At 41.7% G+C, this 15,338-nt stretch carries 9 protein-coding genes; 4 read left to right on the forward strand and 5 right to left on the reverse strand.

The annotated features are described in order from the left end of the window. Positions 1 to 34 precede the first annotated feature (34 nt). From ligA to AAEY97_RS01560, 3 genes are all read right to left on the reverse strand, one after another. A complete protein-coding gene (ligA, locus tag AAEY97_RS01550) occupies positions 35 to 2,047 on the reverse strand; it encodes an NAD-dependent DNA ligase LigA (protein WP_350996037.1) in 2,013 nt (670 codons plus the stop codon). Positions 2,048 to 2,148: 101 nt separating this feature from the next. Next, positions 2,149 to 3,201: a cell division protein ZipA gene (gene zipA, locus AAEY97_RS01555; RefSeq protein ID WP_350996039.1), complete on the reverse strand. Its 1,053-nt coding sequence runs from the start codon at positions 3,199 to 3,201 to the stop codon at positions 2,149 to 2,151. A gap of 21 nt (positions 3,202 to 3,222) precedes the next feature. After that, positions 3,223 to 6,657, reverse strand: a complete 3,435-nt coding sequence (locus AAEY97_RS01560; RefSeq protein ID WP_350996042.1) for a chromosome segregation protein SMC — start codon at positions 6,655 to 6,657, stop codon at positions 3,223 to 3,225. A gap of 160 nt (positions 6,658 to 6,817) precedes the next feature. Between AAEY97_RS01560 and cysZ the strand changes: the two genes are divergently transcribed. Together cysZ and AAEY97_RS01570 are read left to right on the forward strand one after the other, a co-directional pair. After that, the gene (gene cysZ, locus AAEY97_RS01565; RefSeq protein WP_101088060.1) at positions 6,818 to 7,591 is read left to right on the forward strand and encodes a sulfate transporter CysZ; all 774 of its coding nucleotides are present in this window, start codon (positions 6,818 to 6,820) and stop codon (positions 7,589 to 7,591) included. 247 nt (positions 7,592 to 7,838) lie between these two features. Further along, the gene (locus tag AAEY97_RS01570) at positions 7,839 to 10,223 is read left to right on the forward strand and encodes a carbohydrate binding family 9 domain-containing protein (RefSeq protein WP_350996402.1); all 2,385 of its coding nucleotides are present in this window, start codon (positions 7,839 to 7,841) and stop codon (positions 10,221 to 10,223) included. Positions 10,224 to 10,336: 113 nt separating this feature from the next. Here the strand turns inward: AAEY97_RS01570 and AAEY97_RS01575 are convergent, their stop codons facing one another. Beyond that, complete coding sequence (locus AAEY97_RS01575) at positions 10,337 to 11,563, reverse strand: response regulator (protein ID WP_174839635.1); 1,227 nt, start codon at positions 11,561 to 11,563, stop codon at positions 10,337 to 10,339. 37 nt (positions 11,564 to 11,600) lie between these two features. After that, entirely contained in the window at positions 11,601 to 12,722 is a 1,122-nt protein-coding gene (locus tag AAEY97_RS01580; RefSeq protein ID WP_335692280.1) for a beta-ketoacyl-ACP synthase III, read from the reverse strand. 385 nt (positions 12,723 to 13,107) lie between these two features. Between AAEY97_RS01580 and cysK the strand changes: the two genes are divergently transcribed. After that, a complete protein-coding gene (gene cysK / locus AAEY97_RS01585; protein ID WP_101088056.1) occupies positions 13,108 to 14,073 on the forward strand; it encodes a cysteine synthase A in 966 nt (321 codons plus the stop codon). A 314-nt stretch (positions 14,074 to 14,387) separates the two neighbouring features. Then, positions 14,388 to 15,281 carry a LysR substrate-binding domain-containing protein gene (locus AAEY97_RS01590; RefSeq protein ID WP_162022785.1) on the forward strand — a complete coding sequence of 298 codons (894 nt, stop codon included), beginning with the start codon at positions 14,388 to 14,390 and terminating at the stop codon, positions 15,279 to 15,281. Positions 15,282 to 15,338 lie beyond the last annotated feature (57 nt).

Below are 15,338 nucleotides of genomic sequence, written 5' to 3' on the forward strand. Positions count from 1 at the left end.
CACCAGCATAAATAAAGCAATACTAGTTTTCATGTTAGTTAGCCGCATTTAATAAATCCATCAGAGCTTGTTCATCTATCACCTTAACGCCCAATTCTTCAGCTTTTGCTAATTTAGAACCCGCTGCTTCACCAGCAACAAGGCAATCAGTATTTTTCGAAACACTGCCAGCCACTTTGGCGCCCAAAGCCTGTAATTGGGCTTTGGCATCGTTACGATTAAGTTGAGTTAGCGTACCAGTTAACACCCACGTTTGCCCTTTAAGACTAAGCTGCGATTCGTCAGCTTGTTCAATAACAGGCCAAGTAATGCCGGCTTCAAGCAATTGCTCTATTACTTCAATGTTATGTGGCTGTGCAAAAAATTGTCGAATGTGTTTTGCTACAATGTCACCAACATCAGCGACTTCGAGCAGTTGTTCAACGCTAGCAGTTCGAATACGCTCAAATTCGGCAAAGTGTTGGGCTAAATTAGCGGCGGTAGCTTCGCCGACTTCGCGGATCCCAAGACTATATAAAAAACGCGCTAATGTAGTGGCTTTAGCGTGTTTAATCGCCGCGACAATATTTGTGGCTGACTTCATCGCCATGCGATCTAACATCGTGATGCTAGAAGCGGTAAGGGAAAACAAGTCTGCTGGCGTTTTGACTAGTTCTTTATCAATTAATTGCTCAACGATTTTATCGCCCATGCCATCAATATTTAATGCTTTACGGGATGCAAAATGTTTAATCGCCTCTTTACGTTGCGCTTCACAAAAAAGTCCACCACTACAACGCGCTACAGCTTCACCTTCTAAACGCTCAACAATGCTTTGGCACACAGGACAATGCAGTGGAAAGATAATATCTTGTGCATCATCAGGGCGCTTTTCTGGCACGATAGCAACAATTTGCGGGATAACGTCACCTGCGCGGCGAATAATCACTGTATCGCCTATTTTCACCCCAAGACGGGCAATTTCATCAGCATTGTGCAAGGTCGCATTCGACACAGTCACGCCACCGACAAATATCGGTTTGAGGCGAGCGACAGGGGTAACAGCACCCGTTCGGCCAACCTGAAAGTCAACAGACTCTAACAAGGTCATTTCTTCCTGGGCTGGAAATTTATAGGCTATGGCCCATCGAGGAGCTTTAGCCACAAAACCAAGTGTTTGTTGCTTGGCAATGTCATTAACCTTTATGACGACGCCGTCAATTTCATATTCAAGCGCACTTCGTCTGGCCATAATATCGGCGTAATATGCATAGACTTTTTCTAATAAATCAGTCACTTTCACTTCACTACTAACGGGAATACCCCATTGTTGCAGCTGTGTTAGTTGGCCATAGTGGCTTGTTTGCATCGGTTGTGACTCGCCTTCGACTACACCTAATGCATAAGCATAAAACCCAAGAGCCCTTGAAGCGGTAATTTTACTGTCTAATTGGCGCAAACTGCCGGCAGCTGCGTTGCGAGGATTAACAAAGACTTTGTCACCTTTGCTGATTTGACGCTGGTTTAATGCCTCAAATGCCGCTTTAGGCATAAACACTTCGCCACGTACTTCAACTAAATCTGGAAATCCTTCACCGCGTAACTTAAGAGGAATTGAACGAATAGTACGCACATTAGCGGTAATATCTTCGCCGACACTGCCATCACCTCGCGTTGCGGCGCGTTCAAGAACGCCAAAACGATAAGTAATACTCACGGCCAATCCGTCTAGTTTTGGTTCGCAAACATAATCGACGCTATCGACTTTATCAGTTATACGCTTATTAAATGCTGCAAAATCGGCTTGTTCAAACGCATTGTCGAGACTTAACATCGGTTTAAGGTGGGTAATTTGAGCAAATTTTTGTAATGCTATACCACCGACGCGTTGTGTCGGTGAATCTACCGATTTAAATTGCGGATAGTCACGTTCTAACTCAGTTAAGCGCTTAATTAATCTGTCGTATTCAGCATCGGGTATTGACGGAGCATCATCAACGTAATAACGAATATTATGTTGGTTAATGGTGTGAGTAAGTTGATCCATTTCAGTTTGAATAGCGTGCATTGTGGCATCCGTCATACAGGTTGTAACCGTGATTTGCTTGATAAAGTGTAAAGGTATAAAACAATTAAGGCCGCTGCTGCGGCCTTAATAAAAACATCAACCTACGCCGCATTGAGTCGTCGTAAATAATCTTTTTTGGTTGCATCTGACCAAGGTTGGCGTTGTCCATCCAATAATTCAGCACCAAGATCCTCGGCAATTTGATAAGCCGAGTTCAGCATAATGGTGAAGTTCATCAATGGATCGCCATAGCCAGGTAAGGTCATAAACAACACCACACCTTGGGTGACAAATTGTTCCATATTATCCGGGTCAAATATCCCAGGCTTTAACATGTTAGCGAGTGAAAATAGCACTTTGCCAGTACCAGCATTGTCGATGTGGCGATGAAAAATATCCATATCACCAAATTTGAAATTGAGCGACAACAAACTTGGCAATAATTCTGCGCCTTGGATTTGCTCGCCTGCTTTAGCAACAATGTGCAGTACTAATACATCGGTCGGCTCTACAGGTTCATTTACTGGAGCATCTGCAACCTCAGATTTAACCTCTACTTCAGCTTTAACCGCTACTTCAGGGCTAACATCCACTTTTGGCACCGCGGCTTGTACCGTTGGCTTAGTGGGTTCTGGTCTGGCGGCGACAGGTTTACCTGTGTAGCTTTCTAACTTGGCGGTACTGGTTGAAGTATTGAATATCTTTTTAGGGGTATTCATTGACGTACTTGCCGTAGGAGCAGGTTTAACATCGTCTTCAACAAATAAGCTTTGTTGCGCAGGCTGTACTACTTTAGGTTGAATATGTTCTGGCTCAGTTTGGTGCGGACCAGGCTGACGCAGTGAGTCTTGTAAAGGCGTATCGGTGAGCTTAGTTGCACCTGAGTGTGGTTTTTGACTTAAATTGGTCTTTAATACAGGCTTAATGACTACATCTTCAACCTCACCGGGTTTACGTACACGCACTTTGCCAATACCATCGGCGTCAAAACCTTCAGAGTCTCGACGTTTAGCTTGGTCTTTATAAAATCCTGCCATCGGACTTTGTTTCATAGATTTAGGTTGTTGTTTGCGAATCGACCAAAAACCGTGCACTAACACCGCAATAATTGCGATCGCGCCTAATACGAACAACACCAGTTGTAGATCTTTCATTAGATTCCCTGTCTTGCAAATTTATACCGCGTCTGCCATGGCGACGGCGGCTTCAATGTCCACTGCGACTATTCTTGAAACGCCAGGTTCATGCATAGTAACGCCAATAAGTTGATCAGCCATTTCCATTGTTATTTTATTATGACTGATATAAATAAATTGCACACTTTGTGACATTTCTTTCAGTAACCGACAAAAACGTTCGACGTTGGCGTCATCCAAAGGTGCATCTACTTCATCTAGCATACAAAAAGGTGCTGGATTCAGTCTAAAAATGGCAAAGACTAATGATAAAGCGGTTAACGCTTTTTCTCCACCACTAAGTAAATGTATGGTGCTATTCTTCTTACCTGGCGGTTGCGCCATAATAGTAACACCCGTTTCAAGCAGGTCATCACCGGTTAATGCCAAATAAGCCCTTCCCCCACCAAAAACTTTAGGAAATAGCAGCCCTAAATCATGGTTTACCGTTTCGAATGTGGATTTAAAACGGCTTCGGGTTTCTTTATCTATCTTACGGATAGCGTCTTCTAAAATCGCTAATCCTTTATTTAGGTCGTCATCTTGACTGTCTAAATAAGCTTTTCGTTCTCGTTGCGATTCAAATTCTTCAATGGCTGCAAGGTTGATAGCACCTAAACGTATAATGTTCTGTTTTACTTTTTCAAGCTGTTGCGACCAAACATCAACAGATGCATGTTCAGGTATGTCGGCAATGACCTGTTGTAGCTGAATTTGCTGTTCTTGCAGCAATTGCAGCTGCCCATTAGCCTGCCCTTTTAAGCCCTCACGACGTAACTTTAACGTGCTTATCTTTTGAGTCAAGTCTTGTAACACTACAAGCTGTTGTTTTTGCATCAATACTAAACGGTCTAAACTGGTTTGAAGCTCTGCTTGTTGAGACCGATTTTGCTGTAATTGCTGCTGTAATGCTTTTTGCTGCTCGAGTGCTTGCGCCAGTTGTATTGATAATTGACTTAAATCATGTTGACCTTGTTGTTGCTGATTGTCGAGCAACATTTGTTGTAACTGAGTCAATTGACTCACTAATTCTGTCTGTTTTTCATGTTGTTGCTTTAATTTTTGTTCACTCAATGCTTGCTGGGTAGCATGTTGTTGCACTTGTGCTTGCAGCTGTTTAACGCTATTTGCAGCATCGGTGCGAGTAACTTTGGTTTCACGCAATTTAGCTTGGCTTGTTTGCCAAGCTTGTTGAGCAACATCGTGTTGGTTCATTGCTTGCAACAATACATCTTCTTGCGTTAGCACTTGTTCTTCAAGGGCATCGACATGCATTTGTTTATCACCAATTTGCTGTTCAAGCTTGGCGATTGATTGGCTGCATTGCTGTTGCTTATCGCGTTTCTCAACGGCTTGTTGAGTTAAAGTCGTCACCAAAGAGTGCAGTTTTGTCTGCTCTATTTGCAACTGATGACAAGCCTGTTGGCATTGATTCAGCTCTACCTGAGTGGTCGCGGCCCGTTGAGTTAACGATGTCAGAGATTGTTGAGACAATAGCTGTTGTTGCTCAAGTTCTATTAATTGCTGGCTTAAGCTTGCTCGCTCTTGGCTCAGTACAATAGCGGATTGCCCTGCCTGAGTATGATTGAGCACAAAACCATTGCCTATCAAGTAACCTTCTTGAGTGGCAATATATTGCTCAGGAAGCAATGTTGGTAATAACTCTTTTGCTTCACTGAGACTGGACGCCCACACAACATGTTGTAACCATGGCGTTAAATTAACTGGGGTTGTTAAAGCCGGATAGGTCACTTGATGCTGTGCCTCAAAACCCACTGTAGGCGGAGAAACGCTCAATGAAGATGTTTGCCCCAACCCTAGAACAGGTAATTGACTTAAGCCTTGTAACACTTTATCGACCGCTTTCTCCCAGCCAGGCACAACCGCAATAACTTGCCATAATTGTTGGCCATCGTCTTGAGTATGATCGGCCAGCAACTCATCAATAAATTGCAATCGAGAATGATAACGAGTGACAGTTTGCTTTAGGGTTTGATAAGCATCACTCGCTTCAGTGACGGCTTGTTGCTGCTCAAGTAAGGAAAGCTCAAGTTGACTGTACTGCAGCTGTTTATCATTTAGTTGTTGTTCAACATTAGCTAATTCTGCCGTGCTGTTTTGCAACTGCTGTTGGTTGTCTTGCTGAGCTAAAACAGCTAACTCTGTTTGTAATTGAGCTAAGTACTGTTCGTTTTGAACCAAACTTTGCTGTTGATGGCTGAGCGTCGATTGGCTCAGTGCCAACTGCATTTTATGAGTCGCTAAGATTTCAGCATATTGGGTTACTTGTTGCTGCTGATCATCACACGCTTCTTCGATAGCAAAAACTTGCTCATCGATTTGCTCAAGCACAATACTCGCCTGTTCATAAGCGGGTTGGTGAGTATCCAATTGCGCAACCAATTGCTGATGAGTATCGGTCATGCTGACAATATTATCGTCAGCTTGTTTGATTTGCTGTTGTAATACTTGAATTTGTTGCTGTAACTGAGAGTCTTGCTGTTGCTGATGAGCAAGCTGTTGTTCAAGCTTGGTCATGGTATTACCGGCTTGGTAATATTGCTCTACTAGCTTATGTTCAGCATCACTGAGCTCAGCCAATTGCTGTTTCAGCTGAATAACACTGGTGTCGCCCTGCTGTGCGGTTTTGGCTAACGCTTCAGATTTAAGCTCACCTTCGGCCGTTTCGGCATCAAGTCTGTCTGTTTGCTGCAACAATTGCTGATAGCGAATCACTAATAGTTGGCTATGCAACTCTCGTTCGCTATTTTTTAATTCGCGGTACTGCAGAGCAGCTTTTGCTTGTTGCGATAATTTGTCTAATTGAGCACCGAGTTCAACTCGAATATCGTTTAAACGTTCGAGGTTTTCACGGGTATGACGAATACGGTTTTCGGTTTCACGGCGACGTTCTTTATAACGCGAAATGCCTGCAGCTTCTTCAATAAACACTCTTAATTCTTGAGGTTTAGATTCGATTAAGCGTGAAATAGTACCTTGCTCGATAATGGCATAACTACGCGGCCCAAGACCCGTACCCATGAATAAGTCGGTTATGTCTTTTCGACGACATTTTTGACCATTAAGGAAATAACTTGATTCACTGTCGCGGTTAACTTGTCGCTTTACCGAGATTTCTTGATAACTGGCATATTGTCCAGTGAGCCTTCCCTGAATGTTCTCGAATACCAGTTCGACACCCGCAACAGAAATGGGTTTGCGTGCCGATGAGCCGTTAAAAATAACGTCGGTCATCGAATCACCGCGCAAATGCTTTGCTGAACTTTCGCCCAGCACCCAGCGCACGGCATCGATCACATTGGATTTACCGCAGCCGTTAGGGCCAATAATCGCTGATAAGGCGTTATCAAATGGGATTTTAGTTGGGTCTACAAACGACTTAAATCCAGCAAGTTTTATTTGTTTTAATCTCATGTTGCCAGTTCAGGTACGCATTAAAAGGAAAAAGCAGCTCACTTTAGCAATTGAGCAGCTTTTTGTAACGATTTTTATCCTTTTGACACCGTTTATCACTTGTTTTATTGTGCTTGGCTCGTCAAAATCAACAATATAAGTCACAAAATAGGCAGTCTCAATGGTTACCAATTCAATAATCGCCAAGAAAAGTGGTGTGAATTATTTTATCCAAGGGTTTCAATTAATTAAACAACCGGGTTTGCGCTCATTTGTCTTTATACCGCTGATGATCAATTTAGTCTTATTCGCCTCAGCGATGTATTTTGCACTAGGACAATTAACAGCATTATTTACCTGGATGGATGGACAACTCCCAGAATATCTAAGCTGGTTGAATTTTTTATTATGGCCATTAGCCGTACTAACAATGCTAGTGGTAATGTCATTTTTATTCAGTTCCGTAATGAACTGGATTGCAGCGCCGTTTAATGGTTTGTTGGCCGAAAAAGTCGAGCAGCATCTCACCGGAAAAAGCTTAAACACCGGCGGTTCAGTCGATATGATCAAAGATTTGCCGCGGATTTTTGGTCGAGAATGGATTAAGCTAAAATACTATTTACCACGAGCATTACTGTTTTTAGTGTTATTTTGGTTGCCGATTATCGGCCAAACTGCTGCGCCCATTTTATGGTTTTTATTCACCGCGTGGATGATGGCAATTCAGTATTGCGACTATCCATTTGATAATCATAAAGTGCCTTTTGACGATATGAAGTTCGCTCTCAAAAATACTAAGGGTTCGAGTTTTAGCTTCGGTGCTACCGTGACAGTGTTTTCAATGATACCGATTGTAAACTTCATCGTTATGCCGGTAGCCATTTGTGGTGCAACCGCTATGTGGGTCGATAAATATCGTGACGCTTACAAAAATAGCAGTATTGCCCCAGATTAATCTGTAGAGAATTAATGCTTAGATACATGGATGCTCCAACAGTAGACCAGCTTAGATTACAGCGCCTCAAGACAAGCCCGATAGCGACTATCGGGCTTTTTTATTACATTCACGCAAGCTAATTTAACATTCAGTAACAATTTAGTGATGATTTTAGTACAAGTCGGACCTACGTTTTAAGGACTTTTTTGCGACAATAAGACAAATAACGAAAAATAAAAATAGAGTAAAAGTGATCAACGACTTAATGCCAACTAGCAGCTTACCCCCAATCAACCGATTAACCCGCACCTGTGACGTTATATTCACGTTAGCATTGGTAATATTAAGCAGTTTATTATCTTTTGCTGCGTTTGCGGGGTCGAGCCAGCAATTTCATCTCGACATCCCGACCATCAATGAAGATATTGAGCTTGATGGCGACTTTAACGAGCCTGCATGGCAACATGCTACCGAGGTAATACTGCGTTATGAAACCTCTCCTGGAGAGAATACCGCTGCACCAGTGACAACCACAGCTAAAGTCTATGCGTCGAACACCAGCCTATATTTCGCGTTTACTGCCCACGATCCTAATCCGGACAATATTAGGGCAAATCTACGTGATCGAGACAAATCCTGGGGCGATGACATGGTGGGTATTAAACTGGATACCTTCAATAATGCTCGTTTAGCCTACCAATTTTTTATTAACCCTTATGGCGTCCAAAGTGACTCCATAGAAAATGAACTCACAGGCCAAGAAAGTGATGCGTGGGACGGGATTTGGTATAGCAAAGGTAAACTGACCAAAAACGGTTTCCAAGTTGAGGTACAACTCCCTTTAAGACTGTTTAATTTTGATGACAGTAATCCAATTCAAACTTGGGGCATTGAGCTTATTCGCTTTTATCCTCGCAATGAAACCCATCGCTTATCCACTCATAAAATCGACCGTAACGTGTCATGTCAGTTATGCCAATTAGGTATCGCATCGGGTTTAGCCGGCGCAACTCAAGGTAAAGACTTACAACTCACGCCCTCTATTGTGGCAAATCAAAGCCAGCAACGAGACGTGACACAAGCCCAACCTTGGAGCGATGACAGTAATGTCGATATTGGATTAGATTTACGTTGGGGGATCACACCGACTACCTTACTTAACGCCACCATTAACCCAGACTTCTCACAAGTGGAAGCCGATGCGGGTCAGCTAGATGTTAACAACACATTTGCACTCTTCTTTCCGGAAAAGCGCGCTTTTTTCTTGGACAACAAAGATTACTTTGATACCCAATTAGATTTACTGCACACCCGCAATATTAGTTCGCCCGATTATGGGGTAAAGCTGACCAGCAAAACCGATAACCATACCGTTGCAATATTGGCGGCCAATGACACTCAAACCCAGTTTTTAGTCCCTGGTAATTTAAGTTCTGATGTGGCGATATTGGATCAGCAAAGTCATAATATGGCGGCTCGCTATCGATTTGACCCTAGCAGAGAGTTTTCAATTGGTGGCTTAGTGACGTTAAAGCAAGCAGATGATTATCATAACTATGTTGCCAGTATTGATATAAAGTACCAACCAACGAAACAAGATACTTTCACTGCGCAATATGCGCATTCACAAACAGCTTATCCGGACGATTTATTCACTAAATTTTGCAATACGGATGATTGTTTACAGCAATCTGAACAATGCGAATTTGGTGATTGTAATATTAACGAACGCGTTTTACGTACCAATAAAGACGATAATTTTAACGACAACATGTACGCGGTTAGTTATCAACACGAACGCCGTAATTGGTATGCCAGTACTCACTACGAATCTACAGGTGATGATTTCCGTGCCGATCTTGGCTTTATCGACAAAATTGATGTCGCAAAATTTGTTGCTGGCGGTGGCTACATCTGGTATCCAGACAATCATTTTTTCAGCAAAATTAACCTCGGAGGCGATTGGGACATTACTCATAATCAAAACAACGAACGACTCGAGCAAGAAACAGAAATGTATATCGAGTTTGACGGCGGGCTTCAAAGTTTTATCGCCACAGGGATAGTGCAACGACAACGAGTGGGCAGACGCCACAACCCGAGCATTATTGATATAGAGAATAACACTAGTGAATTTAGTGAAACCTTAGGTTGGTTTTACACCAACTTCACTCCTATTGGATCGCTGAAATTAGAACTAGATGTTAACTATGGTGATGACATTGATTTCGCTAATGACAGGCCTGCAACTATCACTATGTTGAATCCGGGCATCGAATGGAAATTAACCGAATCATTAGTGCTTGATATATCACACCGCTACCAGACATTAGACGTCGATGATGGTCGTTTATTTACCGCTAATCTCAGTGATATGCGCCTCAATTGGCAGCTGACGCTAAACAGTTTTATCCGCTTAAGCAGTGTGTATACTCGCATAGAGCGCGACCCTGACTTATATCGTTACCAACGTCCAAATACACTGTATCAAGATATGGGTAATGAATTGCTCTATGGCTATAAACTTAATCCCCAAAGCGTGTTTTATCTCGGTTATTCAGACGCATTTATTGCTAATGATGACATCGACTCGTTAACCCAAGACGAAAAAACCTATTTCATGAAACTCAGTTACGCTTGGCTGCTTTAGGCATAACCAATAGGTTTACAATTAACCTTGTCGGGACAGCCATAGAGGCAAAAAAGCCGTTGATACTCAAGTATCAACGGCCTTATATTAGCTAACTCATCAGATGAAGTAACTTACTGAGAAACAACCTTATTGCGACCTGCATTTTTAGCTTTATACAGCAACTCATCGGCACGTTGCAGTGCATGGTCTAATGTTTCATTACTCAAGGTAGACACGCCGCAACTAAATGAAACAGACAAATCCCCTGCCGAGGTCATTATCGGGTTGCTTTCACATTGTTCCCGAAATTTATTCACTAGTAGGCTAGCTTTAATGGCATCTAAACCTTTAAAAGCAACAACAAACTCTTCTCCACCAAAACGCGCTACAGTAAAGTTAGCTCCAAAGGCGTTTTCTAAGCGTTGCACAAATTCAATTAACACTTCATCGCCGACATCATGGCCATAGGTATCATTGATTTTTTTAAAAAAATCAATGTCTAATAGTGCCACTGACAGCAGTTTCTGTTCCGAATCATTTTGTTGGTATTGACCAAAAAAATAACGCCGAGTGTAGGCTTTAGTTAAATAATCACGATTGGCTTTACGCCACAAATTACGCATCATATCGAGTGAATCAAGGGTGTTAAGCACTCGACAATGAAACTCTTCATGCACAAACGGTTTTTGTAAAAAATCATTAGCGCCGTTTTTAATAAACTTTGCCGACAAACTTTCATCATTGTCATTAGACAAACCAATGATAGCGATATCTTCACGGTTAAACTGCTCACGTACCCGCAAAACAAGTTCAACACCATCAACCTTTGGCATGTTGTAATCAGTAATAAGCAACTGAATATCAGGCTGCGCCTCTAATACGGCTAATGCTTCTTCACCATCATTGGCTTCAATAACTTTGAACAAATGCTGTTCAAGCAGCATTTTTACAAACTTACGACTCACCAGCGAATCATCTGCAACCAATACTTTAACGTCTTGATTGCGATAAAGCCTGTCAATTAACTTGACCACATACTGATAGCTGTGACGTTTATCTTTTGGGATATAATCAACGATGCTGAGTTTCAAGATTTCTCGACGTTGAGCAGCATCTAGATTACTAGTCAGCACGATACAAGGAGTCGAATACGATGCCACTAACTTGACAATATCGCCGTCAGAAGCATCGGGTAAATTTAAATCTGCAACCACTACAAAATATTGATTTTTTTCTAAAAAAACCAATGCACTCGACATATCAGGTGCGATATCCACATGGTATCCAAGATCCTGAACAATCATGTGTTTTAATATTTTCGATACCGTGGTGCTATCTTCTACAATCAACACTCGCAATATGGTCACCTTTATTATTGTCTCGTACTCGAGCTATCTAACACTTTTCAAGTACGATACTACCGATAGAGTAGCCTGCACCAAATGAGCACAACAAGCCTAAATCACCTGTTTTAAAATCTTGGTTAAATTTATGAAAAGCAATAACCGATCCCGCAGAAGCGGTATTGGCATACTCATCTAATACAATAGGCGCTTGAGTTGGTTCAACATTATCACCAAGAAGCTTCTTCACTACAAACAAATTCATGTTTATATTGGCTTGATGAAGCCATAAGCGCTTAAATTCTTCAGGCTTTATTTGTTCATCGGTAAATTGTGCGTCCAAATGCTGGTAAATCATCGGCAGTAGTTCTTTAAACACTTTACGACCTTGCTGATGAAACAGCTTATCCGCCGTGGTTGCATTTTCAGGGTCGCAGCGATTAACAAAGCCAAAGTTACTGCGAATATTACTAGAATATTCGGTTACACAGCGCGTAGACAACACGTTAAAGGCAAGTTTTGATGTAGATAACTCTTCGCGTTCAACCACGACTGCAGTAGCAACATCACCAAAAATAAAATGGCTATCGCGATCGCGAAAGTTGATTTGCGGCGAGGTTAACTCAGGATTAATGACCAACACTCTATTAGCTGTGCCGCCACGAATAGCGTTAACGGCATTCACAATTGCAAACGTAGCCGATGAACATGCCACTAACATGTCATAGGCAAAGCCCTTGGTGCCCATAGCTTGTTGGATTTCAATGGCAATAGCTGGGTAAGCTCGTTGGGTATAAGCACACGCCACAATAACCAAATCGATATCTTCAGCCGTTAAGTTTGCTTGTTGTAATGCTTGGTTCGCAGCTTCAATACCCATCTCGGCTTGCATAGACAAAGACTCAGAAGGTCTATCTGCAATTAATGGCATCATAATATTGGTATCAAGAATACCGTCTTTTACCATGACATAACGGCTTTTAATCCCAGAGGCTTTTTCGATAAACTCACTTGACGAATATGCCAACGCTAGCGTGGTCCCAGCCTCAATTTCGGCCGAATGCTGTTGATTAAACTGGTCAACATAACTATTGTAGCTATTAACTAATTCGTCGTTAGAGACACTGTAAGGTGGTGTATATAAACCACTGCCTGAAATCACAACTTTATTCATTTTACTCTACCATTTTTAGTGAATGAGTTAGCGAAAGTTCATTGAGCGCCAAATACATCGATATGGATCACTGAAGGTTTTAACATCGCTTATCGACGACCTTACTGATCAATTGCGTGGCACGACAGAGAAACATTTTGCTGATTAACGCTATTCTAGTATTTTATGATTTAATCTCGTCATACTAAATTAAATTTGTTTGATGGTCAGACCATTGAGTGATGACAATTGACTCCAAAAGCCTAATATAGCAGCATCTATAGGGTTTTTAGAATAAAAATAAACCCCTTAATAACTAAAAAGCATAAAGAAGAACAAACTTTCACTTCTAAATCCTGCTGAGCAGATTATGATTAGACGATGCAACCATAGGAGCAAATAATCCATGAGCAAAATTTTCGAAGATAATTCATATACTTTAGGCAACACACCGTTAGTTCGTTTAAACCGCGTTAGCAACGGTAAGGTGTTAGCAAAAATAGAAGCACGTAACCCAAGCTTTAGTGTTAAGTGTCGTATTGGCGCCAACATGATTTGGGATGCTGAAAAGAAAGGTATACTCACCAAAGATATCGAGTTAATTGAACCTACATCAGGTAACACCGGTATTGCACTTGCTTATGTTGCTGCAGCACGTGGTTATAAATTAACCTTAACTATGCCAAATACCATGAGCTTAGAGCGTCGTAAGCTACTGAAAGCATTAGGTGCAAACTTAGTGCTCACAGAAGGCGCTAAAGGTATGAAAGGTGCCATTGATAAGGCTGAAGAAATTCGCCAATCTGCGCCTGAAAAATACCTAGTGCTTGGCCAATTTGATAATCCTGCTAACCCTGAAATACACGAAAAAACCACTGGTCCAGAAATCTGGAATGATACCGATGGTGAAGTTGATGTATTTGTGGCCGGTGTTGGTACTGGCGGAACCTTAACAGGTGTAAGCCGTTATTTAAAAGCACAAGGCAAAACCATTACCTCTGTTGCTGTTGAGCCAGTTGATTCTCCGGTTATTGCGCAAGCATTAGCAGGCCAGCCAATTCAGCCAGGTCCACACAAAATCCAAGGTATTGGCGCAGGTTTCATCCCAGGCAACCTAGATTTATCTATTATTGACCGCGTTGAAGCGGTAACCAACGAAGAGTCTATTGAAATGGCTCGTCGTTTAATGAAAGAAGAAGGTATCTTAGTCGGTATTTCTTCTGGTGCCGCGGTTGTGGCTGCAAATCGTATTGCTGCATTACCAGAGTTTGCTGATAAAACTATTGTGGTTATATTGCCTTCAGCTGCTGAACGTTATTTATCAACGGCGTTATTTGCAGGTGAGTTTAGCGATAGCGAAAACGTACAGTAATAGATTGCTTGAATAGACTCTACATTTGTCTATTATAAAAACCAGCTTCGGCTGGTTTTTTGTTTCATCTCCATAATAAAGCCTAAACGTTGCTCAACTAAAAAGCATCATGCTCATCGCATATATTGCTAACTCCTTGTCTAATTTCGATAAATATTTATTTATTTGTACTAAAAACTAAACCTCAGTTGCAAAGTTGATATAAGTCGCTTGCCTATGCAACAGCCTTCCGTTTTACTTATTGAAGTAAACACTAGTAAACATCAATTTTATTGATACTTAAATGATTCATAAAACGGAGCTATTACGCTGATATGAAATACTCGCTTAAACAAATTACCGTTTTTGATGCTGTGGCCAGTCTTGAAAGTGTTAGCGCAGCTGCCAGAAAGCTATCGATGACCCAATCAGCGGTGAGTATGTCACTTTCTCAGCTAGAGAATTTACTAGACCGTCCGCTGTTTATTAGACAAGGCAACCGACTAACCCTAAGCCATTGGGGCAATTGGTTAAGGCCCAAAGCACGCCAATTACTTCAAGATGCACAACAAATTCAATTTGGCTTACACGAACAACACATAATTAGTGGTCAATTTAAGTTATGTTCGAGCCAAACTGCAGCAGAATATTTATTGCCAAACTTAATCAGCAAAATTGATAATGATTTTCCAGAATTAAGGATTGATCTTGAGGTTGAAAACACCGAACACGTTGTTGAAGGATTAATTAACTACGACTATGACCTTGGTATTATTGAGGGGCGTAACGACGATAGCCGCTTACATCAAGAAAAGTGGATTGATGATCATCTTGTGGTAGTTGCCGCGCCGCACCACCCTTATGCCAATGCTGAAAAAATTAGTTTAGCGCAATTGGAACAAGCAAAATGGGTGCTTAGAGAGCAAGGTGCTGGTACTAGACGCATTTTTGAAGGAGCTATCCACGGTGTGCTTGAAAAACTCAATGTGTGGAAAGAATACGAACATGTACTGCTGTTAAAGGCATTGGTCAGAAATGGGTCTTACTTAAGCTGCCTGCCCCATATTACCGTAGAGCAAGATGTTGCTGAAGGTAAGCTGGTTATTATTGATACACCACAGCTTAACCTACAGCGTCAATTGTCTTTTGTATGGCGCAATGATGCGGGTGATAATCCGCTTCGTGATTGCGTCCTAAATGAAGCAAGACGCATGAGTAAAACGCTTTAATGGTATTTGATAACGCCTTTACTTAACCACTAGATGGCTTGTGAAAGGCGTTATCGA

Origin of the sequence: Shewanella sp. TB7-MNA-CIBAN-0143 (assembly GCF_040310065.1) — a bacterium.
GTDB lineage: Bacteria > Pseudomonadota > Gammaproteobacteria > Enterobacterales > Shewanellaceae > Shewanella.

Excerpts from the sequence above, each read along its gene's own strand:
- ligA (WP_350996037.1), bottom strand. The coding sequence starts at position 2,047 with ATGCACGCTATTCAAACTGAAATGGATCAACTTACTCACACCATTAAC.
- zipA (WP_350996039.1), bottom strand. The coding sequence starts at position 3,201 with ATGAAAGATCTACAACTGGTGTTGTTCGTATTAGGCGCGATCGCAATT.
- AAEY97_RS01560 (WP_350996042.1), bottom strand. The coding sequence starts at position 6,657 with ATGAGATTAAAACAAATAAAACTTGCTGGATTTAAGTCGTTTGTAGAC.
- cysZ (WP_101088060.1), top strand. The coding sequence starts at position 6,818 with ATGGTTACCAATTCAATAATCGCCAAGAAAAGTGGTGTGAATTATTTT.
- AAEY97_RS01570 (WP_350996402.1), top strand. The coding sequence starts at position 7,839 with ATGCCAACTAGCAGCTTACCCCCAATCAACCGATTAACCCGCACCTGT.
- AAEY97_RS01580 (WP_335692280.1), bottom strand. The coding sequence starts at position 12,722 with ATGAATAAAGTTGTGATTTCAGGCAGTGGTTTATATACACCACCTTAC.
- cysK (WP_101088056.1), top strand. The coding sequence starts at position 13,108 with ATGAGCAAAATTTTCGAAGATAATTCATATACTTTAGGCAACACACCG.
- AAEY97_RS01590 (WP_162022785.1), top strand. The coding sequence starts at position 14,388 with ATGAAATACTCGCTTAAACAAATTACCGTTTTTGATGCTGTGGCCAGT.